The sequence below is a fragment of the Caballeronia sp. BR00000012568055 genome, from assembly GCF_029439455.1.
Classification (GTDB): domain Bacteria; phylum Pseudomonadota; class Gammaproteobacteria; order Burkholderiales; family Burkholderiaceae; genus Caballeronia.
The window spans coordinates 1-25,828 of the sequence record NZ_JAQFVG010000296.1; the positions used below are offsets into that span (position 1 = coordinate 1).

Below are 25,828 nucleotides of genomic sequence, written 5' to 3' on the forward strand. Positions count from 1 at the left end.
TGAACGGAGTTTTGTGATGTAGGCGCTTAATTGGCGGAAGAAGCACTTTTATACTGCGGCGTTGTGTTTGCAGGAGCGTTTTATGTTTCTCGCAATTCTTTTGATCGGACCGGTGGGGATCGCAGCTTTGTTCGCGTTCGCGGTGTTCGCGGACCGGCATTTTCGGGATACGGTCGTGGTCCGGCAGGATTGTGCGCCGTTATGCGCTAAGGATCAGGTTGGTTCGGGATCGGCTGGTCAGCCGCGCGGACTCGAGATTTCTTAACTTTTCTCGAGATTTCGTTATTTTCTCGATGTTCCGGCAGGTTTTATCGAGATTTTTTAATTTGTGCCCACATCTCGGCTTGCGGCGAAGGATTGGCGAACCACTTCTTCGATCCGATCCATCACTTGCGCCGGGATATGCGAGTACTGCTTGCGGCGATGTGCCGACAGGACGCCTTTATTCGATTGCGTCATGCGTATCAGCGCGGACAAGTCCTTGCGCGGAATATCGAACTCGTCATTCAAGGCGCTGAACGCAAGGTCATAGCCCCGAAGCCATGCCAGTTCGCTCGGAATTTCTTCGCGCACCGCCCGCTTGATCATCTCGTACAGAAACGCTACTTCGCGATCCGCATTGAAGAAGCGATACGCGCGACTGCCCGGCGCATGCAGAACGTATGGATCGGCGTCAGTCCTGCGGTAATTCCACAATTGCGTCACCGGGCGCGAGAACGCCGTCAACACGGCGTGATAAGCCGGAATGTTCTTCTCGATGACGGCGGAGACCGGAATCACCGTCTCCGGTCCCATCAAGCCCGAACGCGCCAACGCATGCTGAATAAGAAAACGATGCAGACGGCCGTTCCCATCGAAAAACGGGTGCAAGTAGACGAAGCCGAACGCCGAGCATGCCGCCTTCACCAGCACGTCCGGACAGCGCTTCTGGTCGTTGACGAAACCCTCCCAGTCCTCCATCACGCGCCGCAGATCGTCGATCGGCGCGGGAAAGAAGTCGATGCGGCCCGTCGCATTTTCGAGCCAGTTCTGCCGCGTTCGATATGACGCTTCCTGGCTGAAGACATCGCGGACAATCACGTTCTGCAATTGAACCAGCCATTCCTCGTTGACCTCGGCAAGTTCGCCTGCGCGTTTGAGCAAATGAACGAAGCGAGCCTGTTTGTCCGAACTCGGTGTTTCCGACTCGATCGCGTAACTCCCGCGCGTTTCGGACAGGTAAAGAAAGTCCAGCGCGCGTCGATAAAGCTCGGGATTGTCCATCGCGTCGAGCGTGCTTTGCGCTTCGCGGAGCAGGTCGGAGAGCGGAGGCTTGTCGGGAATGGCGGCGCGGCTGACGGTCGGGCAGAAGTACGGCGCGCCGAGTGCGTTGTTTCTCACCCGATACTTCGGAGCACGAATCGGTTCCGGCGCGGTGTAGTAGATGTCGTTAGGAAACAAGTCAACATAGCCACCGCGATCCAGTGCTGGTGTATCGAGTTCTTTGCCTGTCAACCATTCCCAAAGGAAGCAGGCGCGACGAATGTGTTCTCCCGTCGGCGTTGCCCTGATCCTTTCGATCAGTTCGCTCGGTTCGATATGCTCGAACGCCGCATCGATGATTTCGAGGTTCACGCCTTCATGGCGTAACGCGAATTCCAGATGGCCGACCGGTGTATCGTCGAAAGCGACGCTGGCTGGAAACAACATTTGATTGTCCGTGTCGATCCGCCGATTTACGGACGAACTGATATACGCCAGTTTCTTGGGCGGCGTAACAGCAAGTTCGCCGATGGCGATTAGACGTGCGTAGCCGACTGGAATCATCGAGATTTCTTAACTTTTATCGAGATTTCTTAACTTTACGCTTGTTTTTGGCTTCTTCATCGAAAAATTGTTACCGAACGCCGAGCAAGTCATTCCACCGATCCACTTTCGCTATCGAACGATCGCCCTTTCGAATTGTTGCGCTATTGGCGCGGGACTATAGTGCCTCTCACGGCACGCCCCATACAACGAAAGAAAGGAGACGACGAGCATGAACCGTATCGATCTGGCGGGACGCACGGTGGTGGTCACAGGCGGCGCACGCGGTATCGGGCTGGCGGTAGCGGAGCGGGCCTTGCAGTCGGGCGCGAACGTCGCGCTCTGGGATGTCGATGGCGACCGCCTCGCGCGCACCAGCGCCGAACTCAAGTCGGCCTACAAGGAAAACATCGTCAGCGATTCGGTCGTCGAACTGACCGAAGAAGCGTCCGTCGAAGCCGCCGTGCAAAAAGCGCTCGCCGCGCACGGCAAGATCGATGTGCTCGTGAATAACGCCGGCATCACTGGCGGCAACGGCACCACCTGGGAACTCGCGCCCGATGTCTGGCGGCGCGTGATCGACGTCAATCTGATCGGGCCGTATCTCACATGCCGCGCCGTGGTGCCGCATATGCTCAAGTCGGGCTATGGGCGCATCGTCAACGTGGCGTCGATTGCGGGCAAGGAAGGCAATCCGAATGCTTCGCACTACAGCGCATCGAAAGCCGGGTTGATCGGGCTGACGAAATCGCTTGGCAAGGAACTCGCGGGCAAGGGCATTCTCGTCAACGCGGTCACGCCCGCCGCCGCCAAAACCGAAATCTTCGATTCGATGTCGCAACAGCACATCGACTACATGCTCTCCAAGATTCCGATGAACCGCTTTCTGATGCCGCAGGAAGCCGCATCGCTCATTTTGTGGCTCTCGTCCGAGGACTGCGCGTTCAGCACGGGTTCGGTGTTCGATCTGTCGGGCGGCCGCGCAACTTACTGAGCCGTTCTTCGTTTGTTCGGAGGCCAAACTATGAACGATTCCGCACAGGCGGAAGGCGCTGTCACGTCGCGCGTGATGCGGCGTCTGCTGCCTTTTCTCTTGCTGATGTATGTGCTCGCGTTTCTGGATCGCGCGAATATCGGCTTTGCGCAAAAGGCCTTACAGCAGGACACAGGCTTGAGCAACGCCGCGTTCGCGTTCGGCGCGGGCGTGTTTTTCATCGGCTATGCAATCTTCGAAGTGCCAAGTAATTTGTTGCTGCATCGCGTGGGCGCGAAGTTGTGGATGTGCCGGATCATGGTGACGTGGGGCATCGTATCGGCAGCGATGTCGATGGCGCATTCGGCCACCACGTTCTATGTGCTGCGCTTTTTGCTCGGCGTGGCGGAGGCGGGATTCTTTCCGGGCATCGTCTATTACCTGACGCGCTGGTTTCCGCAGTCCTCGCGTGCGCGGGCGCTTGGCGTGTTTTACTTCGGCGCGCCGCTCGCGTTTATCTTCGGTGCGCCGCTGTCGGGCTTGCTGCTGGATTTGCACGGCGCGTTCGGGTTGAAGGGATGGCAATGGCTGTTTTTGGTCGAAGGTTTGCTGGCGTCCATCGTCGGCGTGTGGGCATTCTGGTATCTCGACGATGACCCCGCGAAAGCCCGCTGGCTCTCTCAGGATCAACGCGCATACCTCGTTTCGCGTCTTTCCGATGACGCGCGCCACGCATCCACGCACGGTCCGCGCAGCGTGCTCGCCGCCCTGGTCGATCCACGCGTGGTCGTGCTCTGCTGCGTGTATTTTCTGATTCAGGCCGCCGTCTACGGCGTGGTGTTTTATCTGCCGCAGCAAGTGGCCGCGCTGCTCGGCACCAAGGTCGGCTTTCGCGTCGGCGTGGTGACGGCGCTGCCGTGGGTCGTCGCGGTGATCGTGACGTGGCTCGTGCCGCGTTATGCGGATCGCACGGGCAAGCATCGCGTGTGCGCGGTGGCTTTGCTGACGATGTCGGGCGTGGCCATCGCCATATCGGGTTTATCGACGATACCGTTTATCTCGCTGATCGCACTGTGTTGCGCCGCAAGCGGTTTCATCGCCGCGCAGCCGCTGTTCTGGACCTTTCCGACGCGCTATCTCACAGGCGCAGCTGCGGCTGCGGGCATCGCGCTGATCAATTCGCTTGGCGGACTCGGCGGATTTTTTGCGCCGATGGCCCGCACCGCCGCCGAAGCCGCGTTCCATTCCGCGAGCGCCGGATTGATGGTGCTGGCCGGCGCGAGCGTGCTGGCGGCGCTGGTGATCGTTGCGCTGGTGCGTGTGCCCGAGCGCGAACCTGTTCCGAGTGGCGACACCGCCAACGCATCCTGATCCGAAGGAGACAAAAATGTCCATGCCGACCATCAAGCAAGTGCGCGCCTTCACCGTTCGCGGCGGCGGCGCCGATTATCACGATCAGGGCGCCGATCACTGGATCGACGATCACATCGCCACGCCGATGGCTCGTTATCCTGAATATCGAAAAAGCCGGCAGTCGTTCGGGCTGAATGTGCTCGGCTCGCTGGTCGTCGAGATCGAAGCGAGCGATGGCACCGTCGGTTTCGCGGTGACGACGGGCGGGGAAATTGGCGCGTTTATCGTCGAGAAACATCTGGCGCGATTCCTCGAAGGCCAGCGCGTAACCGATATCGAAAAGATGTGGGATCAGATGTTCAACGCCACGCTTTACTACGGGCGCAAGGGCATTGTGCTGAACGCGATATCGGGCGTCGATCTGGCGCTGTGGGATTTGCTCGCGAAAGTGCGCAAGGAACCCGTATTTCAACTGCTCGGCGGACCTGTACGCGATGAGTTGCAGTTCTATGCGACCGGCGCGCGTCCTGATCTTGCGAAGCAGATGGGTTTTATCGGCGGGAAAATGCCGTTGCAACATGGACCCGCTGAAGGCGAAGAAGGGCTGGCGAAGAACATCGCCAAGCTCGCGGATATGCGCTCGAAAGTGGGCGATGATTTCTGGCTGATGTTCGACTGCTGGATGAGCCTCGATCTCAACTACGCGAAACGCCTTGCAACGGCCGCGCACGAACACGGTCTGAAGTGGATCGAGGAAGCGCTGCCGCCCGACGATTATTGGGGTTATGCAGAACTGCGCCGTTCCGTGCCGCGCGGCATGATGGTGACCACCGGCGAGCACGAAGCCACGCGCTGGGGTTTTCGCATGCTGTTCGAAATGGGCTGCGCGGATCTCGTGCAGCCGGATGTGGGCTGGTGTGGCGGCATCACGGAACTCATCAAGATTTCGGCGCTTGCGGATGCGCATAACGTGCTGGTCGTGCCGCATGGTTCGTCGGTGTATAGCTATCATTTCGTGGTCACGCGTCACAACTCGCCATTCGCCGAATTTTTGATGATGGCTCCGCAAGCCGATCAGGTCGTGCCGATGTTCACGCCCTTGCTGCTCGATGAACCCGTGCCGGTGAATGGCCGCATGAAGGTGCCGGAAACGCCGGGCTTCGGCGTGCGGCTCAATCCTGAGTGCGCGTTGACGCGGCCTTACACACACTGAAGAGGTGTCGTCCAACATGCTGCTAGAGAATAAAGTCGTCGTGGTAACGGGCGGATCGCGCGGTATCGGACGGGCGATTGCGTTGGCGAGTGCGCGCGAAGGCGCGGATGTCGCGATCAATTACTGGCGCGATAACGACAAGTCGTATGGCAAGGCATCGGCGGTGGATTCGATCGTCGCGGAGATCGAGAAGCTGGGCCGCCGCGCGATCGCGGTCGAAGGCAATGTCGCGGAACACGCGACGGGCATCGAACTGATCGGGCGCGCGGTGGAAGCGTTCGGCCACGTCGATGTGTTGTCGAGTAACGCGGGCATTTGTCCGTTTCACGCGTTTCTGGATATGCCGCCATCGGTCTATGAAACGACGGTCGCGGTCAATCTCAACGGCGCGTTCTATGTCACACAAGCCGCTGCGAATCAGATGAAAACGCAGGGCACGGGCGGCGCAATCATCGCAACGAGTTCGATCAGCGCGCTCGTTGGCGGCGGCATGCAGACGCATTACACGCCGACCAAAGCAGGCGTGCATTCGTTGATGCAGTCGTGCGCGATTGCACTAGGACCGTACGGAATCCGATGTAATTCGGTGATGCCGGGCACTATTGCCACCGACCTGAACGCGGACGATTTATCGGATAAAGAAAAGCGCGCTTATATGGAAAAGCGCATTCCGCTAGGCCGTTTGGGCGAACCCGACGACGTCGCGCAATGCGTGGTGTTTCTTGCGTCAGACCGCGCGCGTTATGTGACGGGCGCATCCTTATTGGTCGATGGCGGTCTGTTCGTCAACCTTCAGTAAGGACAGTTGAATATTTGCGTAACAGCGCGATGAAGTATTCGGCCGGCTCGCTCAGCGTTTCGAACTTGCGCCGCAGAAGTCCGAAGCCCGACAGACTCTTGCCGATTTCGATCGGCAATTCAGCGAGCAAATGCGCGCGCAGATAATCGCGCACAACGGACTCAGGCAGCATCGCCACGGCATCGCTGTTTTGAAGCAGTTGCAAGGTCGCAAAGATCGACGCGCATTCGACGATATCGGCAGGCGTCGTCAATCCTGCGCGCGCGAGTTCCTCTTCGAAGAGACCGCGCGCCGGACTGGTGATCGGCTGAAGAATCCACGGCCAGCTCACGAGCATATCGAGCGCGAGCGCGTTTTTGGATGCGAGCGGATGTTTTGCGCGCACGACCAGGCGCATCGCTTCGCGCGAAAGCGGTTCGAAATCGAAGTCGTTGTGCTGTAAGGGCGTGGTGAGACGGCCGAGCGCCAGATCGACTTCGCGGCGATGCAGCAATTGCACGACCTGATCGCTGGTTTCGCCGAGAATGCGCACGTTGAGCAACGGACGCTCGGATTTGAGTTCGGTGACGGCCATTGCCAGCATATCGGGCGCGGCGCCCATGATTGCGCCGACCGTGAGTTGTCCGTGGCCACCGCGACGTTTGTTGTCGAGATCGTCGGCGAAGCGCGTGAGGTCCGCGAGCGAGCGGCGCGCGTAGGCGAGCGCGGCGGTGCCGAGCGAAGTGGGTTGCATGCCGCGCGCATTGCGTTCGAATAGCAGAAAGCCGAACGCTTCTTCGATATCGGCGAGCATACGGCTTGCACTGGGCTGCGCGACGTTGATGGTATCGGCGGCCTGATGAAGATTGCGTGCATCATCGAGTGCGACAAGCAGCGCGAGATGCTTGAACTTGAGCCGATTGACCAGCGCGATCTGAGAGGCGTTTTGATGGTTCATTTGATGCAGCGCAGAAAGAGTGTGCAACACATCTGCCGATACGCTTTTGCGATCGACCAATCCAACATTCGGATTGTCGTGTTATCGGTCGGCGAATTATAGTCGCAGCACAACGCGCCACGTTTCGTGCAGTCCCAGAGTTTGGATTCGAAGCGCACAAGGTTCACCAAACACAATAAGGCGGTCCGCCATGGAGACAGTGGCATTCCGCATGACCCTCAAAGCGGGCATGCGCGAGGAATACGAAAGGCGTCATCGCGAGATTTGGCCGGAACTGGCGCACGCATTGAGCGATGCCGGCATTCGCGACTACCGCATCTTTCTCGACGAAGCGAACGGCTATCTGTTCGCCATCTATTCGCGTACGCCAGCGCATACGACCGACGCATTGCCGAACTTGCCCATCATGCGCAAATGGTGGGATTACATGGCCGAACTGATGGAAACGCACGCGGATAACGCGCCGGTGGCGGTGCCGCTCGCGCAGGTCTTTCATCTTCCCTGAAACGTTCGCCTCAATCGCGAGGAGCGCACCATGCAGGTCGTCGATCCGCATATTCACCTGTGGGATCTGTCCACGCATCATTACCCGTGGCTCGCGAATCCGCAGACATCTTTTGTCGGCGATGCACGGGATCTGAAGCACGATTATCTTCTGCAAGACCTGTTGCGAGATACACAGGATATCGAAGTATTGAAGATCGTTCACGTCGATGCGAATCACGATCCCGCCGATCCCATCGAAGAAACGCGCTGGCTGCAATCGATTGCCGACGGCGAAGGGCGCGGCATGCCGAACGCGATTGTTGCGGGCGCGGATTTATCGGCAGATAACGCGGAGCAAGTGCTCGAGGCGCATGCGTTCTTTGCGAACACGCGCGGCATTCGCCAGATTCTCAATGTGCATGACAACAAGCTCTACGATTACGTCGGTCGGCACTATATGCGCGAGGCGCAATGGCGAAAGAATTTCGGATTGCTGAAGCAATTCGATATGTCATTCGACTTGCAACTGTATCCGTCGCAGATGGAAGAGGCCGCGCTTCTCGCACGTGAGCATGCGGATACGCAGTTCATTGTGAATCACGCGGGCATGTTCGTGGACCGCAATACGCCACAGGGATATCGCGCGTGGCGTGAGGGTATGCGTGCGCTGGCGGCGTGTCCGAACGTGGCCGTCAAACTCAGCGGCTTCGCGATGTTCGATCACAAGTGGACCATCGAAAGCCTGCGTCCTTACGTGCTCGAAACCATCGATACCTTCGGCTGCGAGCGCGCGATGTTTGCATCGAACTTTCCGGTCGATCGATTGTTCGGCACCTACACGGCGTTGTGGAACGCGTACGCACGCATCGTCGGCGATGTAAGCGATAGCGAGCGCGACGCGCTATTCATACGGAATGCTGAGCGAATCTATCGCATTTGAACGGAGGCACGAAAGCATGACGCCACGACTGGAACTCAGGCATGCGAGCAAATCGTTCGGCCGCGTGCGCGCGCTGGGCGACGGCAGCCTGCAACTTTTTCCCGGTGAAGTGCATGCGTTGCTCGGTGAAAACGGCGCAGGCAAATCGACATTGGTGAAACTGCTTGCGGGCGTGTATCAGCCGGATACAGGCGACTTATTGGTCGATGGCGCCGCGCGCACGTTTGCCAATCCCGCCGAAGCACGTGATGCGGGACTTGCCGTGATTTATCAGGAACCGACCTTGTTCGCGGACCTGTCGATCGCGGAGAACATTTATATGGGACGTCAGCCGCGCGATCGCTTCGGCCGTATTCGATATGACGCGATGCATCGTGAAGTGGATGCGTTGTTGTCGTCGCTCGGTGTGAATCTGCGTGCGCAACGTTTGGTGCGTGGTTTGTCGATTGCGGATCAGCAAGTGGTTGAGATTGCCAAAGCGCTTTCGCTCGATGCAAACGTGCTCATCATGGACGAACCGACTGCGGCTTTGTCCTTGCCCGAAGTCGAGCGATTATTCACCATCGTGCGCGGCCTGCGCGAACGCGATGTCGCGATTCTCTTCATCACGCATCGGCTCGATGAAGTCTTCGCGCTCACGCAACGCATGACGATCATGCGCGACGGTATGAAGGTGTATGACGCGCTCACGCAAGACATGACCATCGATGCAATCGTCAGCAAGATGGTCGGCCGCGATCTCGACACGTTCTATCCGAAGGCCGACGTCGTGCCCGGTGACGTGCGTCTTTCGGTGCGCAATCTCACGCGCGAAGGCGTATTCAAGAACATTTCCTTCGATGTGCGCGCAGGCGAGATCGTCGCGCTTGCGGGGCTTGTCGGCGCGGGACGCAGTGAAGTGGCGCGCGCGATCTTCGGCATCGATCAGGTGGAGGGAGGCGAAGTGAAGATCGCGGGCAAGAAGCTCGCATTGGGTTCGCCGGGCGCTGCGGTACGCTCGGGTCTTGCCCTTGTGCCTGAAGATCGCCGCGCGCAAGGATTGGCCCTTGAATTAAGCATCGCGCGTAATGCATCGCTGACCGTGCTCGGTCGATTGATGCGCCACGGTCTTATTTCAGCACGCAGCGAATCGACGCTGGCGTCCGACTGGGGCCAACGCCTGCGCCTCAAAGCCAGCGATCTCGACGCGCCCGTTGGCACGCTTTCGGGCGGCAATCAGCAGAAGGTCGTGCTCGGCAAATGGCTGGCCACGAACCCGAAGGTGCTGATGATCGATGAACCAACGCGGGGTATCGACGTGGGTGCGAAGGCGGAGGTGTACCGCACATTGGCGGAACTCGTGAAAGATGGCATGGCAGTACTAATGATTTCGAGCGAACTGCCCGAAGTGCTCGGCATGGCGGACCGCGTGCTGGTGATGCACGAGGGCCGTATCAGCGCGGATATCGCCCGCGCGGATGCGAACGAGGAACGGGTGATGGGCGCGGCGCTGGGCACATCGCAAACACTCGGCACACTAGGACGTGCAGCATGATGACTCGACATTCTCCTTCTCTACCCGCGATGCAAGCGACCGAAACCAAGCGCGAAGGTCTTGCGGTGACCATCGCAAAGAGCCGTGAACTGACCTTGTTCATCGTGCTGCTGGTGTTGATCGGCGCGACGGCGGCGGCCAAGCCCGACTTTCTGAATTTGCAGAATCTGCGGGACGTATTGCTCAATGTGTCGATTATCGGCTTGCTGACGGCGGGCATGACGGTCGTGATGCTGATGCGGCATATCGATCTTTCCGTGGCGTCTGTCGTCGGTGTAAGCGCGTATGCGGTCGGCAGTCTTTTCGTGATGTTTCCGCATATGCCGGTGATCGTCGCGATGCTCGCGGGTATCGGCATCGGCTTTGCGATCGGCGCGGTGAACGGCGCGCTTGTCACGTTCGGACGTGTGCCTTCGCTGGTGGCGACCTTATCGACTTTGTATATCGTTCGGGGTGCCGATTATGCGTGGGTCCACGGTGGGCAGATCAACGCAACGAGTTTGCCCGATGCTTTCGCGTCCATCGCCACCGGTTCTCTCCTGGGCGTGCCGAATCTCGTGCTGATCGCGCTGGTCGTGTTGATCGCGTTATCGGTGTATCTGAAGCAGTATCGCGGCGGGCGCGAGCATTATGCAATCGGCTCGAATCCCGAAGCGGCGCGGCTTGCGGGCATACGCGTGGATCGTCGCGTGATGATCGGCTTTCTGCTGTCCGGCGCGATTGCGGGCTTGGCCGGCGTGTTATGGCTTGCACGTTTCGGCACGGTAGATGCCAGTACGGCCAAGGGCATCGAGTTGCAAGTGGTCGCGGCGGCGGTGGTCGGCAGTGTCGCGATTACGGGCGGCATCGGCACCGTTGCAGGCGCGACGCTCGGCGCGCTGGTGCTCGGCGTGATCAACATTGCATTGGTGGTATTGCGCGTGTCGCCGTTCTGGCAACAGGCCATTCAAGGTGCGTTGATCGTCGCCGCGATCACGCTCGATACGCTGCTCGCGCGTTCCGTCGCGCGCCGCATGATGAGGAAACGCGATCATGGCTAAACCGGATTCCGCACTCTCAACTTCGAAGCGCCGCCATCTGCAATGGGAAGCGATGCTCGTGATCGTGCTCGTGGTGTCATTGCTCGGCGGGCGCGTGTTGTCGCCGTTGTTTTTATCGGCGGCGAATGTGTCCAACATGCTTGCGGATTTCACCGAGATCGCATTGATCGCGTTGCCGATGACGCTGATTATCGTGGCGGCGGAAATCGATTTGTCGGTGGCGTCTGTGCTGGGTGCATCGAGTGCGTTGATGGGCGTGCTTTGGCATATGGGCCTGCCGATGCCGCTTGTTCTCGTGCTCGTATTGATGTTCGGCACGCTTGCGGGCTTACTCAACGGACTTGTGATCGTGCGATTCGGCTTGCCTTCGCTTGCGGTGACGATCGGCACCTTGGCGCTGTTTCGCGGTCTCGCTTACGTGTTGCTCGGCGATCAGGCTATCGCGGATTTTCCCGCTTCGTATACGGCGTTCGGTATCAACACGGTCGGCGATTCCTTCTTGCCGATGCCCTTCGTCTTAGTCATTGCCGGCGCGATTATTTTCACTGTCTTGCTGCAAGCGACACCGTTCGGCCGCAGCCTGTTTGCTATCGGCGCGAATCCGACTGCGGCGCAATTTTCGGGCATCGAGGTATCGCGTACGAAGATCAAACTATTCATGATGTCCGGCGCGATGGCCGCGCTCGCGGGCATCGTCTATACGCTGCGCTTCACGAGCGCGCGTGGCGACAATGGTGAGGGGTTCGAACTATCGGTGATTGCGGCGGTGCTGTTCGGCGGCGTGAGTATTTTTGGCGGACGCGGTTCGATGATCGGCGTGCTGCTGTCGCTGCTCATCATCGGCGTGTTGCGCAATGCGTTGACGCTGGCCGATGTATCGAGCGAAACGCTGACGATCGTGACCGGCGCGCTGTTGTTGTCGTCGGTGCTGATCCCGAATCTCGTCGCGCGCTGGCGGGCGGCGCGCGAAAAGCGGCTGATGACGCAAACCATTTGAAGCGTATGGCGTAGTTGAAAATCAGCGCAAACCTGCGCAAAACAGGAGACTTTCCGACATGAAGAGAACCTATCGTTTAATGCGCGCGCCGCTACTGGCATCGGCATTTCTCGCCGCGACAATCGCGCTGACCGCGAGCGCGGCGGATGTAAAGAGCGGCCTGAAAATCGCCTTCCTGCCGAAACAGATCAACAATCCGTACGAGGTGATTGCCGACGATGGCGGTCTGGCCGCGATCAAGGAGATGAAGGGCGAGGGCAAGGTCGTTGGGCCATCGGATGCGGGCGCGTCCTCGCAAGTGAGTTATATCAACACGCTCATCACGCAGCGGCAGAACGCCATCGTAATCGCCGCGAACGATGCGAACGCGGTCGTGCCGTATCTGAAGAAAGCGATGTCGCAAGGCATCAAAGTGGTGACCTTCGATTCCGACACCGCGCCCGATGGCCGGCAGATTTTCGTCAATCAAGCGGAGTCCGAAGCAATCGGACGCGGGCAGATTCAATTGTTGTCGAAACTCGTTGGCGGCGAAGGCGAGTTTGCGATTCTGTCGGCCACGCCTAATGCGACGAATCAGAATACGTGGATCAAGTTCATGCAGGATGAGCTTAAGAAGCCGGAGTATTCGAAGCTCAAGCTCGTAAAGATCGCGTACGGCAACGACGACGATCAGAAGTCGTTCGTCGAGACGCAAGGTTTGTTGCAGGCGTATCCGAACCTCAAGGGCATCATCGCGCCGACGACGGTCGGTATTGCCGCCGCTGCGCGATATATCCAGAGCTCGCCGGCCAAGGGTAAGGTCGTGGTGACGGGGCTGGGCACGCCGAATCAGATGCGCGCGTTCGTGAAGAACGGCACGGTCAAGGCGTTCCAGCTTTGGGATCCGGGTCAGTTGGGCTATCTCGCGGCCTATGCGGCAGCGAATCTAGCGTCGGGCACCATCACCGGCAAAGAAGGCGATACCTTCGATGCAGGGAAACTCGGCAAGCGTACGGTCGGCAAGAGCGGAGAAGTGATTCTCGGACCGCCGACTACGTTCGACTCGTCGAATATCGATAACTTCAATTTTTGAGGCAAGCAGGGCCTGAGAGGAAAGCGGAACGTCCGTGAGGGCGCTCCGCTTTTTTGTTGCTTGGGAACACCGCACTCGAGTCCATCAAAAATTGATTCGACATACGAAATATTAACGTCGAGACTTCGACAGCAAATGCCCCAGTCCCAGATTCGTCGCAATCTGCCAGACATAAACCCGCGAATAACGCACGCCGAACTGCCGTTCGATCACTTCGCGCAATCGCGCATTGGTCCACGCGTCGCTCTCGAAGCCGTGTTTTCGCGCTGATTCCTGCAAGGCCTTCGCGATCCATTCGAGCGCCTCACGATCGAGCGCCGACGTGCGCCCGCCCACGCCCATTTTCGCGAGCGCTTCGAGTCCGCCTTCGTTCACGATTGCCTTGTAGCGCCGCACCGTCTGCACCGACAGATGCAATTGCTCGGCCACGCGCTCGACCGATTCGCCATCGAGCAGCATGCGTCCCGCCGTCATGCGCCGCATGACGCTCGGCAATGTCTCGGGACGTGAGAGCATGCGTGCCCCCTGTCGAATGGAGACTGCAGACTTGATCCGGCGTGCTAAACGTGTGAGCGTGTCATCGTGGGTCGTTTCGAGCCGGCGCGCGTGCACTGCTTATCGTCAATCAACTAACGCCAACAACCAATAAACGTTTTCAGCCGCGATGGGGAACTCTCGCGGAATTTTTTTTGAGCTTGATAAACGGCCGCGAATTTCCTATGCACACGCATGGCGTGCAGGCGCATCCCTGTTATTGCCGCGTGCGCCGCAATAACATGCACGTCCGTTTCATGAAACCGGAGGGAAAGGGATGCCCGGCCGTTTGCGTCAGCACGATGCCCTTAAACAGATTTGAGCGCCTCGGATCCGTTCCGGCACGCGCGTGCACACCACGCCGTATCGAAGTCGATAGCGGCTTGAGGCGGCATGAGGCGGCTTTAAATCGCGTCAAACGCGATAAAACTCGATGTCCTGTCCGGCGTGTACGGCGCGCTTGAGCCATTCGGGCATATCGCCCATGCCGTCCCACGTATCGCCGCTGGCATTGCGGAACACGGGTTCTATTTCACCCGCGGATCGCGTCAGTTTGGGCAATTGCGGCATCGGCCTGCTGGGCTTTTGCGCGCCATTGGTTTTAGTGAATGTGGGAGGCGGATTGACCACCGGCGCTTCCGCCAATGACTCGGCCAGCGCGCTTTCCGTAATGCCGAATTCGGCCATGCGTGCGCGCAAATACGCAATGATTCTGTCTCGCTTTCTTTCGTCCACGGCTTTCCTGATTCAGCTTTTTGATTATCAGAAGACGAACCTATACCCCGCGCGGACCGGGGCGGTTCGAAGACTTGAATAGATGTGTTTTATGAAGCGTGGCGCAGCACTTGCTGCGCGTCAATTAGTGTATTTACCGCAGTGTCTCTCAATGGCCGATTAATCGTTGCTAATCGTTGCTTCACGACACGCGCCTAATTACTCAAGCACGTTCACGCGATGCGCTGATTGCAGGCATTCATCCAACCGGGGAATCGGCGCGACGGACGCACGACAGGAGTGCGCGCGGGAAGTCACGCCAGGAAGCCACGAACCGCCGATAACGATGCACTCGCCGCCCGAGCCCGCGCGTCTCTCATGCGCATGCCGACCGGCCGATTACCTCGCTGATTGCTATTGTATGCTGCCTTCGCCAACTATTAAATCATTTTAACGGTTATGTTGTTCTCCCGGTAATTCCGCACCATGCGCGCGAATCGCGGCAATCAGTTCCGCCGGGGTAATTTCATAACGCACTTCGCGGTGAATGCCGGGTTTGCGCTCATCGATTTCGATCAGCAGTACAGCCTTGCCGGCGGCAGCCGGTTCCAGGCGCAGGGAGCGGACTTCCTGACCGCTTGCATCGTCATATTCGGTGAGGAGCGTCATGGCTCCCGTGGCGGTGCTTCTCGGCGTGGACATGAGTCCTCCCGTCTTGCGACGTCATTGTTGTTTGGATGCAGCGCCGCGCAAATGGCTTGCCTGAAGGGGCTTGCCTGAAGGCTCGTCGCTTGCGGCAGCAGGGCTGTCGGTGAGATAAGGCGGACGCGAAGCGTGGTGTCGTGCCGTGCTCCGGCACTTCATTATTGCCTGCCAAAACTCCGCGCGTCCAGCGCGCGGAGTGTTTTAGCAAGGAGCGGGCCTTGAGCGATTCAAGCGATCGCGTCGCGCGCCTGAGCGGTGATTTCGAACGATCGCAGGCGCGCGCGATGATCGAAAATCTGCGCGGTCACAATCAATTCGTCCGCCTGAGTCTGTTCGATGACCGAGCGCAGGCCGGCTTCGACTTCCTCGCGATTGCCCACGACCGAGCACGCCAGCGAATGCTCGACGCCCGCGCGTTCTGCCTCCGTCCACGCGATCGATTCGACCGGCGGCGGCAGTTGACCGGGCGTGCCGCGTCGCAAATTGATGAACTGCTGCTGCAACGAGGTGAACAGGAACAGCGCTTCGTCGGTGGTATCGGCGGCGAAGACATTGACGCCGACCATCGCGTGAGGCTTTTGCAGGCTCGCGGACGGGCGGAATTGTTTGCGATAGACCTCCAGCGCCGTCAGCAGATAATCGGGCGCGAAGTGGGATGCAAAAGCGAACGGCAGTCCGAGCGCCGCCGCCAGTTGCGCCGAAAACAGCGACGAGCCGAGCAGCCAGATCGGCACATGCAGACCCGCGCCGGGCACCGCGCGCACGCGCTGGCCCGCGACCGGATCGGCGAAAAAGCGCTGCAATTCGACGACATCGTCCGGGAAGGATTCGGCGCTGCCTTGCAGATCGCGTCGCAGCGCGCGGGCGGTGGTCTGATCGGTGCCGGGTGCGCGGCCTAATCCGAGATCGATGCGGCCCGGAAACAGCGAGGCCAGCGTGCCGAACTGTTCGGCGATCACCAGCGGCGCGTGGTTCGGCAACATGATGCCGCCCGAGCCGACGCGAATCGTCTTCGTGCCGGCCGCGATATGGCCGATCACCACCGACGTCGCCGCACTGGCGATGCCTGTCATATTGTGGTGCTCCGCCAGCCAGTAGCGCTGATATCCCCAGCGCTCGGCGTGTTGCGCGAGATCGAGTGAATGGGCGAAGGCATCGGCGGCGGTGGCGCCGAGCGGAATGGGGGAAAGGTCGAGTAGCGAGAAGGGGATCATTGCGGCGTTCCGGTCGTGCTGCGGTGGTGCTGTCACGCAAGTAAAGATCCGATTGTGCCGAAAGCACGGAAAGTCTGCTTCGATCAGCCCAGGCGCGGATAGCCGCGTTCGATCGCTTCGTTTTCGAGGTCGAGGATCGAAGCGTAGTCGGCGGGCGTTCGCGCGACCAGACCCTTTAGCCGCAGCCTTCGCGCACGCTGTTCGTCCCTGGCGAGCGCGTCTGAGAGTGCTTTAAAAAGCACATCGGCGGGAAGGTTTTTGGAGGTGATGAAGGGCAAGGCCGCCGTGCTCTCCGTCACGCCGATTTCGCGCACGCCCGCCGCCAGTTCCGGCAGATAGTCGCGCACGAAGGCAAACGTCACGCAGTCGAGGGCGGCGATATCCGCCGATCGGTCGATGGCGAGCGCGCGCAGCGAGGCCAGATGCCCGCCGCTTCGCTGCACCGATGCGAAGAATTGGCCGTCGCGCGCGAGCGGAGCGACGGCGTGGCGCAGCAGATTCATGCCACTGTTGGAATCGTCGCTGTTGTAGACGGCGCGCAGGCCGCGGCAATCGGCAAGCGGTTCGGCATCGACGTGCGAGCCGACGACCAAAACGCTGCGATATGCGCCGGTCTCGCAGCCGGGAGCATCGAAATGGGGCGTGGCGACGAGATTCACCCGGCCCGCCAGCGCATGCACCAGCGGATAGCCGCACGTCTGCGAGAGCAGCAGATCATCGCGCAGCCAGAACGCAGTCAGATCCGGCTCGGTATCGACGATGGAAAGCGTGTCGCCGCGCGCGGCGAGCCACGGCAACAATTGCGTGTGGAAGTCATCGAGCAGCGCGCGCCAGTCTCGGGCGAGCGCGGGCGCGACGTTGTACATCGGCAGGGCGGCGGTCCAGTGCATGAGGCATTTTACGTGCGGCGGATCGGGGCGTATTGCGTGCCGACCGGCGCAACGTCGATTTCGCGCTCGGCCGAATGCACCGGCGACACCGCGCGCGCGAACGCATGGCGGCGCATCCACTCGCCGTATCCATCGACGATAAAACCGCCATTGCTCACGCGATACGCCGCGCGCCGCGCCGCATACACCTCGCCGAGCGCGAACCACGGCACGCCCGGCAGATCGTGGTGGACCGCGTGGTAATTATTGTTGAGGAACAGCACGCGCCATAGCCAACCCGCTTCGTTGATGACCGTTCGTTCGCGTGCATCGTCGGCGACGCGATGTTCCTGGAACGATCGCACGGAAGCCAGCGCCAGCGCCGGATAACCGACGCCGAACAGGAACGCGCGCCAGGAAATGCCGCAACGCGCATCGAGCCAGAGCACGAGCGCCACCAGCATGGCCACATGCACGATCCAGCTCAATACGATCTGCCAGTCGCGATTCGCCACCGCCTGCACCGCTTCCCGCCACGACGCGGCGATGGAAAACCACGGCCCGATCAGCAGCCGCCCGACGAAGGAATTGCGCGCCGCCAGCGCCGCGCGCAGCACCACGCCCGCGTTCGCCCATTGCTCGGCGGTGACGAAATAGCTTTCCGGATCGCGGCCCGGCTCGGTCAGATGTGCATCGTCGTGATGGCGCAGATGCGACTCGCGATACACCGCGTACGGAAACCACACGGCCAGCGGCGCGAGGCCGAACAGCATATTCAGCAAGGGAAAACGCGTCGGATGGCCGTGCAGCAGTTCGTGTTGCAGCGACATGTACCAGCACGACAACAGCGCCAGCAACCCGAGCGCCATCGGCAGGCCGATCGCCCGCGCGTTGATCGCGATGCCGAACCAGCCGCCGTAAATGGCCACGATCACCAGCCACGTCGGCCGTTCGCTGCGCCAGCACCACGACGCCCGGCGGCGTTGGATGTCGCGGAATTGGGCGTCGTCGAGATAGCGGGGCATGGTGAATCGGATGAAGAGTGAAGGGCCATCGTAGCGGCGCGCGCTTCATCCAAACCAAGCAATCGGCCTAAGGTATTCATTCGACAGGAAAATGCTTATGACATCCGGCTCTGTGTTGCGATTGGAGGCGCGCAATTATTGGCGGGCGGTCGAAGCACGATATTCTTTGGCGTTCGTTTTATCTCGAAAATATCGCCCATGTCCCGACTTCTGGAATCCCGCTCGAATCACAACAAAAACGAAGGTGGCGGGCGCTTGCCGAAAAAATCGGCACGATTGGTCGGAGCGCTTGTCGCGTTCAATCTACTGACGTGGCTCTGGGCGTTGATTGCATTCCGGCAACATCCGCTACTGCTCGGCACGTCCTTGCTGGCGTATTCGCTCGGTCTGCGTCATGCCGTCGATGCCGATCACATCGCCGCTATTGATAACGTCACGCGCAAGCTGATGCAGCAGGGCGCGCGGCCCGTGGGCGTCGGCTTCTTCTTTTCGCTCGGGCATTCGACGGTCGTGATGGTCGCGACCGCGTTGATCGCGGCGACCGCGCTCGCCGTGCAAGGGCGATTCGCGCAGTTCCGCGAGATTGGCGGGCTGATCGGCACATCGGTGTCGGCGCTGTTTCTATTTGCGATTGCCGCGATGAACCTGTTCGTGCTTCGCGGCGTGTGGCGCGCGTTCCATCGCGTGAAGCGTGGCGAGGCGTGGCGCGAGGAAGACGCCGATCTGCTGATGGCCGGCGGCGGGCCCATCGCGCGGCTGGCGCGTCCGCTATTTCGGTTGATCGGCAAGAGCTGGCATATGTATCCGCTCGGCTTTCTGTTCGGCCTCGGTTTCGATACGGCCACTGAAATCGGCCTCATGGGTATCGCCGCTGCCGAAGCGACGCACGGTCTGCCGGTCTGGTCGATCCTCGTGTTCCCCGTGCTGTTCACCGCCGGCATGTCCCTGATCGATACCGCCGATAGCCTGCTGATGGTCGGCGCATACGGCTGGGCCTTTATGAAGCCGATCCGCAAGCTCTACTACAACCTGACCGTCACGCTGGTGTCGGTGCTGATCGCGGTGCTGGTTGGCGGTATCGAAGCGCTCGGACTGATTGCCGACCGGCTGCAACTGAAGGGCGGTGTCTGGGACGCTGTCGGTATGCTGTCCGAACACTTCGGCACACTCGGCTACGCGATCGTCGGACTGTTCGCCGGATGTTGGCTGCTGTCCGCGATCATCTATAAATGGCGCGGCTACGACGCACTCGACGGCAACATCGCCCAATAAAGATTTACTTTTTATTGTTGCCCGCGCCGGTCCCGTACAGGCCGTTGTCGAACCCGCCCGCGCCTTCGGTCTTGTGATCCTTGCTCGCCTTCCCGCGATGCGGTGGCTGCGCGGCATCCTTCGATTGCGGCGCATTCGATTCGTGCACCGTATTACCGGACGGATTGGCACGCTGAGTCGAATCCGACGCACGCGATTCGGCATTATCGCTGCCGGATCCGTTGGTGACCTGCGCGACGGCGTACGTGCTGAACACCGTGATCAACGCAGCGACGGTCAATGAAAGCAGAGAAGGCATGTCCGGCTCCAGGCAAGGTTCAATACCTCGCTTCAGAGCAGAAACGATGCCTGCAAAATGCTTACGACGCGCTTCAAGCACAACCACCACAAAATTGCTGCGGCACTTAAGCGCTTCGTGCGCAACGAGGCTGGAATCGCGCGCACGGCGCGAATGGCGAAAGCGGGTGTTTAAGCCGCTTTCGCCCAAAGCCTATTGGTCGTTCGTCCGCGTTTGCCCGGTTCGCGCGGCCCGCTGCCGACTGAATCAAGCGCGATACGCAGCGCTTCTACCCGCTGCTTTTGAGCAGGCACAAGCGCATAACCGCTGACGACGGCAGTCAATCGCTCACGCCAGTAATCGACGTTCAGCGTGCCTGACGGCTGATGCTTCATGGTGCGAAGTTGCGCAAGCGCACGTTCGATATGCTGCAACTCGACGTCCGCCAACGCGGAGGGCAACAAGCTGCCCTTGGTCTCGCTTTTCTTCTTTTTCATCTGTGGTCTTCCTCTCGGCCACGCGGCGCGGACTTTGCCGTCCTTGCACCGCACAGGCACCCCGTTCGTCCGTGCGTTTATTTTGGAATCGTCGCGGACGGCCCTTGCTCGTATCTGACCTTGAACCAGTCGTTGTCCGAAAAATAGGAATGACGACCGTCAGCAAAAATGTACGCAAGCGGAGCCACGCGGCTCCGTCTGCCATCGCACATTGGGTGGGGAGGAAAGGGGCGCTTTGTATGGTGCGCCGCTTAAACCACTGGAACCACTAGGGTCTGTTCACATATAAACGGCCATGCGAACGCCCGAAATCGGCCGCCCCCCCAAGGGGGTTTCCTCCGGGGCACAGGGCAAGGAGCAAGGAGCGCCGTTTGGTTAGGCCAAACAAGCGACGCGCGACGCCGCCATGTGGCCGAGTTCGGGTGTTCCCGAAGGGTTGCCCCTGTAAGGGGCAACGCATGGCCGTTTATATGTGAACAGACCCTAGTAGACTTACTCGGACTTGGCGCGGCCACTACGGTTGATCTGCTCTTCCATTGCCAGATCGAGTTTGCTGACCTTGCGCGGTTTCGCAGGATCGCGCGCGTTGACGAAAGCGACAAAGTCGTCCATCGGCAAGGGATCGGACAGTTTGGTGGCGCCTTCGGGCGTGCGTTCGATCAGATAGAAATAGCCGCCGGGCATGGAGACGGCGGCATATTGCGCGTTGCCGGTGCGCGTCTTGAGTCGCTCGACGGCGCTGATTGCTTTGGTTGACCGCATGCTATTCAGTTCGATTTCTTCAAGGCGCGCATTTCTTGCCTGCGCCTTCTATCCACAAATTAGACGGATGCCGCTCGCCCGGATAGTAGCGATACACCGTCTCGCCATTGTCGTAGCGAACCTTGACCACGTTCGAATCACCGAATTCGAGCATGGTGCCCTGCGGAATCGGCGTGGATTTGTAGGTGGCGTCGTGCTTCTTCGCTTCGTCCGTGATGCACTGCACGATCGCGCCGACCTTGTTGCTGGTCGCGGCGGTATCGGTTTCGGGTTGGCCGGCGTCGGCGTTGTGGAAACGGCCGCATGCGGTGATGACTAAAGGCAGCGCGAGCGCCGCGACGAGTTTCTTCATGGATCTCCCGGTCGTCGTGTCGTGGGTTGATGCCAAATTAAGCCGAATCGGCATTAGAGCACAGCGGCTTTACAGTTCTGACAGAAGTCTCGCGATGGAAGGCAGCAAGTGCCGCGCCTACGCATCGGGCGGCACGCCGAGCAAGGGCAGCGTCCCGCCAACGATGCCCGAGAAAACCGGTCCCGCCACCGTGCCGCCGTAGTACGTGCCGCCGGTGGGTTCGTCGATCATCACGGCGACGATCACACGCGGATCGCTCATCGGCGCGATGCCGACAAACGACGCGCGATACTTGTTGGCCGCGTACGAGCGCCCGATCTGCTTGCGCGCCGTGCCCGTCTTGCCGCCCACGCGATAACCTTCGACTGCCGCCGCGCGTCCGGTGCCGTTTGGTCCCATTGCCAATTCGAGCATGTTGCGCACGGCTTTCGCGGTGGCGGGCTTCGTCACTTGCACGGGCGTGTGGCGCGTGTCGTCGTGAATCAGCGAGGCGGGGTGAAAGCGGCCGTCGCCTGCGTAGGCGGTATAGATTTGCGCGATCTGCAGCAAGGACAACGATAAACCGTAGCCGTACGCCATCGTCGCCTGTTCGATCGGCTTCCAGCGTTCGTAGCCGCGCAGCCGTCCGACGGCCGCGCCCGGAAACGTCAGTTCGGGCGCGCGGCCGATGCCGTATTCGCGGTACTTGTCCCAGATTGTCTGCGCGGGAATCTGCAAGGCGAGCTTCGTCAGCGCGATATTGCTCGACATCTGCACCGCTTCCGACAAGGTGATGACGCCGTGATTCGACGTATCGTGAATGATGTTGGGGCCGAGTTTGAAACTGCCGGGCGCGGTATCGATACGCGTCTCCGGACGCACTTTGCCTAGATCGATGGATAGCGCCGCCACCAGCGGTTTGATGGTCGAGCCGGGTTCGAAGGTGTCCGTGATGGCGCGATTGCGCAACTGTTCGCCCGAAAGCCGCGCGCGATTGTTCGGATCGAAACTCGGGTAATTGGCGAGCGCGAGCACTTCGCCGTTCTTCGCATCGAGCACGACGACGCTGCCCGCGCGCGCCTTGTGTTTGACAATCGCCGCCTTCAGTTGCGTATGCGCAAGCTGTTGAATGCGCCGGTCGATGGTCAGTTGAATGGTCTCGCCGTTCTGCGGCAAATCCGTCTCGCCAATCTGCGACACCACGCGCCCGAGCCGGTCACGAATCACTTCGCGCTGTCCCGCTTCGCCGATCAGGCGCGAATCCGCCGCCAGTTCGACGCCTTCCTGTCCGCGATCTTCGTTATTGGTGAACCCAACCACGTGCGCCGCCGATTCGCCTTCGGGATAAAAGCGCTTCGTATCCGGCACGAGCGTGATCCCCGCGCGCCCGATCTGCGCGATGCGCTCCGCCGTCTCCGCTTCCACCTGACGTTTCAGCAGCACGAAACGCTTGCCCGCATCCATACGCTTTTGCAGATCGGCTGGCGGCACGTCGAGCAGACGCGCGATTTCATTGCCGTGATCGCCATCGAAAAGGCGCGGCGTGGCCCAGATTTCGTACGTCGAAAGACTGACGGCCAGCATCGCGCCGTTTCTATCGACAATGCGTCCGCGCGTGGCGGCAAGTGCCTGCGTGCGCTGATAGCGCTTCTGGCCTTCGCCGAGATAGAACTCGTGGTCGATCACCTGAATCCACAGCGCGCGTCCGCCGAGCGCGACGAACGCCGCCGTCATGCCCAGCACGACCAGCCGCGAACGCCACGCGGGCAGCGTGCTGATCAGCATCGCGCTGCGGTGATGCGTCTGAAAATCGCTGCGGCTGGTCGTCTTCTTCTTGAACATCGTTGCCTTGTGATTAAGCTTGGTGAGTGCCGATGAGTCTTAACGCGGCATCGAGCGTTGACGTGTCGTCAGGCAACTGAATGCCGATCTCGTGCGTCAACGCATGACGCAATTCTTCGATGCTTTCAAGTTCATGCTTGCGCGTGCCTTCGCGTTCATCGTGAATACTCAGCGTGCGATTGAACAGACCGTAGCGGCGGCCCGGCGCAAGACGCGCGGCGAGCAGATTGTTCACAAATACCGATTGCGGAAACGTCGAAACGTAATGGTTCGACATGACGTAATCAGCGGGAAATTGCGGATCGAGATCGAAACGATAGATCGATGCCCAATGGCTTTCGATCATCGTTTGCAGCACGTAAGTATCGGCGCCGGCGGCTTCGAGGCGGAAAGCGCCGTGCGGCGTGATCTGTTCGAGTTGCGGCGTAAGCACGATGGGCGCGGACAGCGTCATGCCGCCGAAGCCGACATCGGCGAGATAACGCGTGTCGTCGATCTCGATTACGAGGCACATATGCGTGCGCGGCGGCAGGTCAGCGTCGGCGTCGCGGCCCCACAGGACGCGGCCCGCGCAGCTTCGGACGCGAAAACCGAGCGCTTCGAGTACGCTGCGGAAGAGCAGATTGTGTTCGTAGCAGTAGCCGCCGCGCCGGTCGTGCACGAGCTTGCGCTGCACCGAAGCGAGATCGATACGCACCGGACGGCCCATCAACACATCGAGGTTTTCGAAAGGGATGACCTGAGGATGCAGCAGATGCAGCGCGCGCAAGGTTTCGAGCGTGGGCGCGGGACGTGCTGCATCGCGGAAACCAATGCGCTCGAAATAAGCGGGAAGGTTGATGAAATTTGGGTCTGCGTTCATTGGATGTCTCGGTCTTCAGAGCGGCTCGCATTGCACTATGCACGCCCGCAGGCGCGCCTATTTTACGTCACGAAAGGCAATAAATTACAGAATCCATACGATATGCGGCGCGGTCACGCTGCGTAATGCACCGAATTGCACCGAATTGAACTGTGCCGCATCGCCGGATGTCTTTCCAGAAGCCTCACGCTTATGTCTCACGCTCAGCAACGGTCAAAGGACAACAACGTCATGTCGAATGAATCTCAGGAAGCGGATCAACACAATCAGTCGAACAAACCGCCCGCAGGCAAGCATCCCGCGCCGCCGTGCACGCTGGTGATCTTCGGCGCGGGCGGCGATCTGACCAAGCGTTTGCTGATGCCCGCGCTCTACAACCTTTCCGCCGATGGCCTGCTCGACGATGCCATGCAGATCATCGGCGTCAATCACGGCGAGCGCGAGACCAGCGACTGGCGCGACGAGCTGACGCAATCGCTGCGCACGTTCGCGGCCGACAAGGCGAGCACGTTCCATACATCGAAATTGAATGAGCAGGCGTGGAGTTGGGTCGAGCAACGGCTCGAATATTTTCCGGGCGAGTTCGAGGAAGACGAGACCTTCGAGCGTTTGGAGCAGCGACTGACCAAGGCAAAGAGCAGCAACATCGTGTTCTATCTGGCCGTGAGCGCGCGCTTCTTTTCGCCGATCGTCGAGCATCTCGGCAAGGCGGGGTTGCTCGAAGAGAAGGACGGCAACTTCCGGCGTCTCGTGATCGAAAAGCCGTTCGGCACCGATCTCAAATCCGCGCAGGAATTGAACCGCTGCATTCTCCAGTTCGCGCAGGAGAATCAGGTGTATCGGATCGATCACTTTCTCGGCAAAGACACGGTGCAGAGCATTCTCGCCGTCCGCTTCGCCAACGCGATGTTCGAACCCGTGTGGCGGCGCGAATATATCGATAGCGTGCAGATTACGGCATCGGAAACCATTGGCGTGGAAGGGCGCGGCGGGTTCTACGAGCAGACCGGCGCGTTCCGCGACATGTTGCCGAATCACTTGTTCCAGTTGCTCGGAATGATCGCGATGGAACCGCCCAATTCCTTCGACGCCGAAGCCGTGCGCGACAAGAAAGCCGAAGTCTTCGATGCGATGAAGCCGTTGTCGGCCAAAGATGTCGTGCTCGGTCAGTACGAAGCGGGTCCGGCGGGACCGGCGTATCGCGATGAAAAAGATGTCGCGAAGGACAGCCGCACGGAGACGTATGCGGCGGCGCGCGTGTTTATCGAAAATTGGCGATGGGCGGGCGTGCCGTTCTATCTGCGTACCGGCAAGCGTCTGGCCGAGCGTCGCACGGAGATATCGGTACAACTGAAGGCCGTGCCGTTCCGCCTGTTTCGCGATACGCCCGTCGATGCGCTGACGCCCAATGTATTCACGCTGCGCATCGATCCCGCGCATGGCACGAGCTTCGACTTCAACGTAAAGGTGCCCGGACCGATCATGCAGATCGGCCACGTGCGCTCGAAGTTCGATTACAGCGACTTCTTCGCGGAGCGCGCCAACGTCGGTTATGAAACGCTGCTGTACGACTGCATGCTCGGCGACGAAACCTTGTTCCAGCGCGCGGACAGCATCGAAACGGCGTGGGCGGCGGTGGACAAAGTGCTGCATCCCGATACACCGCTCGATGTACACGGCTATCCGGCCGGCAGCGCAGGCCCGAAAGAAGCCGACGAACTCCTCGCCGCCGATGGCCGCGCCTGGCGTTCCCTCACCGACACACCAAAGAAAGCCTGACCAACAACGTAAAAGG

At 60.0% G+C, this 25,828-nt stretch carries 27 protein-coding genes; 13 read left to right on the forward strand and 14 right to left on the reverse strand.

The genetic code is table 11. From position 1 onward, the window contains the following. Positions 1-82 precede the first annotated feature (82 nt). Positions 83-265, forward strand: a complete 183-nt coding sequence (locus tag P7F28_RS17450; RefSeq protein WP_277185777.1) for a hypothetical protein — start codon at positions 83-85, stop codon at positions 263-265. 56 nt (positions 266-321) lie between these two features. Here P7F28_RS17450 and P7F28_RS17455 read toward each other — a convergent pair whose 3' ends face one another. Beyond that, positions 322-1,806, reverse strand: coding sequence for a Fic family protein (locus tag P7F28_RS17455; protein WP_277185778.1), 1,485 nt, complete (start codon positions 1,804-1,806; stop codon positions 322-324). 211 nt (positions 1,807-2,017) lie between these two features. Here P7F28_RS17455 and P7F28_RS17460 point away from each other — a divergent pair, with 211 nt between their 5' ends. Genes P7F28_RS17460 through P7F28_RS17475 form a run of 4 tightly spaced genes read left to right on the forward strand, consistent with a single transcriptional unit; the run spans position 2,018 to position 6,123 of the window. After that, positions 2,018-2,779 (forward strand): SDR family NAD(P)-dependent oxidoreductase, encoded by a 762-nt coding sequence (locus tag P7F28_RS17460; RefSeq protein WP_277185779.1) that lies wholly within the window; start codon positions 2,018-2,020, stop codon positions 2,777-2,779. A gap of 30 nt (positions 2,780-2,809) precedes the next feature. Further along, complete coding sequence (locus tag P7F28_RS17465) at positions 2,810-4,129, forward strand: MFS transporter (protein ID WP_277185781.1); 1,320 nt, start codon at positions 2,810-2,812, stop codon at positions 4,127-4,129. A gap of 16 nt (positions 4,130-4,145) precedes the next feature. After that, a complete protein-coding gene (gene rhmD, locus P7F28_RS17470) occupies positions 4,146-5,324 on the forward strand; it encodes an L-rhamnonate dehydratase (RefSeq protein WP_277185782.1) in 1,179 nt (392 codons plus the stop codon). A gap of 16 nt (positions 5,325-5,340) precedes the next feature. Beyond that, positions 5,341-6,123 (forward strand): SDR family NAD(P)-dependent oxidoreductase, encoded by a 783-nt coding sequence (locus P7F28_RS17475; protein WP_277185783.1) that lies wholly within the window; start codon positions 5,341-5,343, stop codon positions 6,121-6,123. On the opposite strand, the gene P7F28_RS17480 is transcribed toward P7F28_RS17475, so the two are convergent. Further along, positions 6,110-7,060, reverse strand: a complete 951-nt coding sequence (locus P7F28_RS17480) for a LysR family transcriptional regulator (RefSeq protein ID WP_277185785.1) — start codon at positions 7,058-7,060, stop codon at positions 6,110-6,112. The two genes, P7F28_RS17475 and P7F28_RS17480, sit on opposite strands and share 14 nt — an antisense overlap. Positions 7,061-7,250: 190 nt before the next feature. On the opposite strand from P7F28_RS17480, the gene P7F28_RS17485 reads away from it, so the two are divergent. From P7F28_RS17485 to rhaS, 6 genes are read left to right on the forward strand one after another with little or no spacing between them, the layout of a single operon-like run. Continuing rightward, positions 7,251-7,565 (forward strand): L-rhamnose mutarotase, encoded by a 315-nt coding sequence (locus P7F28_RS17485; protein ID WP_277185786.1) that lies wholly within the window; start codon positions 7,251-7,253, stop codon positions 7,563-7,565. Between the two features lie 30 nt (positions 7,566-7,595). Then, the gene (locus P7F28_RS17490) at positions 7,596-8,486 is read left to right on the forward strand and encodes an amidohydrolase (RefSeq protein ID WP_277185787.1); all 891 of its coding nucleotides are present in this window, start codon (positions 7,596-7,598) and stop codon (positions 8,484-8,486) included. A gap of 16 nt (positions 8,487-8,502) precedes the next feature. Beyond that, entirely contained in the window at positions 8,503-10,020 is a 1,518-nt protein-coding gene (locus P7F28_RS17495) for a sugar ABC transporter ATP-binding protein (RefSeq protein WP_277185788.1), read from the forward strand. Beyond that, positions 10,020-11,060, forward strand: coding sequence for an ABC transporter permease (locus P7F28_RS17500; RefSeq protein ID WP_370467346.1), 1,041 nt, complete (start codon positions 10,020-10,022; stop codon positions 11,058-11,060). The genes P7F28_RS17495 and P7F28_RS17500 overlap by 1 nt, the downstream gene beginning before the upstream one ends. Beyond that, positions 11,053-12,057 carry an ABC transporter permease gene (locus P7F28_RS17505; protein ID WP_277185790.1) on the forward strand — a complete coding sequence of 335 codons (1,005 nt, stop codon included), beginning with the start codon at positions 11,053-11,055 and terminating at the stop codon, positions 12,055-12,057. The genes P7F28_RS17500 and P7F28_RS17505 overlap by 8 nt, the downstream gene beginning before the upstream one ends. A 58-nt stretch (positions 12,058-12,115) precedes the next feature. Beyond that, the gene (gene rhaS / locus P7F28_RS17510) at positions 12,116-13,129 is read left to right on the forward strand and encodes a rhamnose ABC transporter substrate-binding protein (protein WP_277185791.1); all 1,014 of its coding nucleotides are present in this window, start codon (positions 12,116-12,118) and stop codon (positions 13,127-13,129) included. A 111-nt stretch (positions 13,130-13,240) separates the two neighbouring features. Here the strand turns inward: rhaS and P7F28_RS17515 are convergent, their stop codons facing one another. The 6 genes from P7F28_RS17515 to P7F28_RS17540 all read right to left on the reverse strand — a co-directional run bounded on the left by P7F28_RS17515 (position 13,241) and on the right by P7F28_RS17540 (position 18,190). After that, positions 13,241-13,645 (reverse strand): helix-turn-helix domain-containing protein, encoded by a 405-nt coding sequence (locus P7F28_RS17515; RefSeq protein ID WP_277185792.1) that lies wholly within the window; start codon positions 13,643-13,645, stop codon positions 13,241-13,243. A 432-nt stretch (positions 13,646-14,077) separates the two neighbouring features. Continuing rightward, positions 14,078-14,398, reverse strand: coding sequence for an H-NS family nucleoid-associated regulatory protein (locus P7F28_RS17520; protein WP_277185793.1), 321 nt, complete (start codon positions 14,396-14,398; stop codon positions 14,078-14,080). Between the two features lie 429 nt (positions 14,399-14,827). After that, entirely contained in the window at positions 14,828-15,079 is a 252-nt protein-coding gene (locus P7F28_RS17525) for a hypothetical protein (RefSeq protein ID WP_277185794.1), read from the reverse strand. Between the two features lie 230 nt (positions 15,080-15,309). Continuing rightward, complete coding sequence (locus P7F28_RS17530; RefSeq protein WP_277185795.1) at positions 15,310-16,296, reverse strand: luciferase-like monooxygenase; 987 nt, start codon at positions 16,294-16,296, stop codon at positions 15,310-15,312. 83 nt (positions 16,297-16,379) lie between these two features. Beyond that, on the reverse strand, positions 16,380-17,186 hold the full coding sequence (locus tag P7F28_RS17535) for a phosphate/phosphite/phosphonate ABC transporter substrate-binding protein (protein ID WP_277185796.1): 807 nt from the start codon (positions 17,184-17,186) through the stop codon (positions 16,380-16,382). An 8-nt stretch (positions 17,187-17,194) separates the two neighbouring features. Beyond that, complete coding sequence (locus P7F28_RS17540; protein ID WP_277185797.1) at positions 17,195-18,190, reverse strand: fatty acid desaturase; 996 nt, start codon at positions 18,188-18,190, stop codon at positions 17,195-17,197. Between the two features lie 198 nt (positions 18,191-18,388). Here P7F28_RS17540 and P7F28_RS17545 point away from each other — a divergent pair, with 198 nt between their 5' ends. Beyond that, entirely contained in the window at positions 18,389-19,462 is a 1,074-nt protein-coding gene (locus tag P7F28_RS17545; RefSeq protein WP_277185799.1) for a HoxN/HupN/NixA family nickel/cobalt transporter, read from the forward strand. A 4-nt stretch (positions 19,463-19,466) separates the two neighbouring features. Here the strand turns inward: P7F28_RS17545 and P7F28_RS17550 are convergent, their stop codons facing one another. From P7F28_RS17550 to P7F28_RS17575, 6 genes are all read right to left on the reverse strand, one after another. Beyond that, complete coding sequence (locus tag P7F28_RS17550; RefSeq protein ID WP_277185800.1) at positions 19,467-19,760, reverse strand: beta-xylosidase; 294 nt, start codon at positions 19,758-19,760, stop codon at positions 19,467-19,469. Positions 19,761-19,930: 170 nt separating this feature from the next. Continuing rightward, positions 19,931-20,236, reverse strand: coding sequence for a hypothetical protein (locus tag P7F28_RS17555; protein ID WP_277185801.1), 306 nt, complete (start codon positions 20,234-20,236; stop codon positions 19,931-19,933). A 492-nt stretch (positions 20,237-20,728) separates the two neighbouring features. After that, the gene (locus tag P7F28_RS17560) at positions 20,729-20,998 is read right to left on the reverse strand and encodes a hypothetical protein (RefSeq protein WP_277185802.1); all 270 of its coding nucleotides are present in this window, start codon (positions 20,996-20,998) and stop codon (positions 20,729-20,731) included. Between the two features lie 19 nt (positions 20,999-21,017). Further along, the gene (locus P7F28_RS17565) at positions 21,018-21,350 is read right to left on the reverse strand and encodes a hypothetical protein (protein ID WP_277185803.1); all 333 of its coding nucleotides are present in this window, start codon (positions 21,348-21,350) and stop codon (positions 21,018-21,020) included. A gap of 117 nt (positions 21,351-21,467) precedes the next feature. Next, positions 21,468-23,171 carry a penicillin-binding protein 2 gene (locus tag P7F28_RS17570; protein WP_277185804.1) on the reverse strand — a complete coding sequence of 568 codons (1,704 nt, stop codon included), beginning with the start codon at positions 23,169-23,171 and terminating at the stop codon, positions 21,468-21,470. Positions 23,172-23,184: 13 nt separating this feature from the next. Next, positions 23,185-24,033 (reverse strand): arylamine N-acetyltransferase, encoded by an 849-nt coding sequence (locus tag P7F28_RS17575; protein WP_277185805.1) that lies wholly within the window; start codon positions 24,031-24,033, stop codon positions 23,185-23,187. 231 nt (positions 24,034-24,264) lie between these two features. On the opposite strand from P7F28_RS17575, the gene zwf reads away from it, so the two are divergent. Next, on the forward strand, positions 24,265-25,812 hold the full coding sequence (zwf, locus tag P7F28_RS17580; RefSeq protein ID WP_277185806.1) for a glucose-6-phosphate dehydrogenase: 1,548 nt from the start codon (positions 24,265-24,267) through the stop codon (positions 25,810-25,812). Positions 25,813-25,828 lie beyond the last annotated feature (16 nt).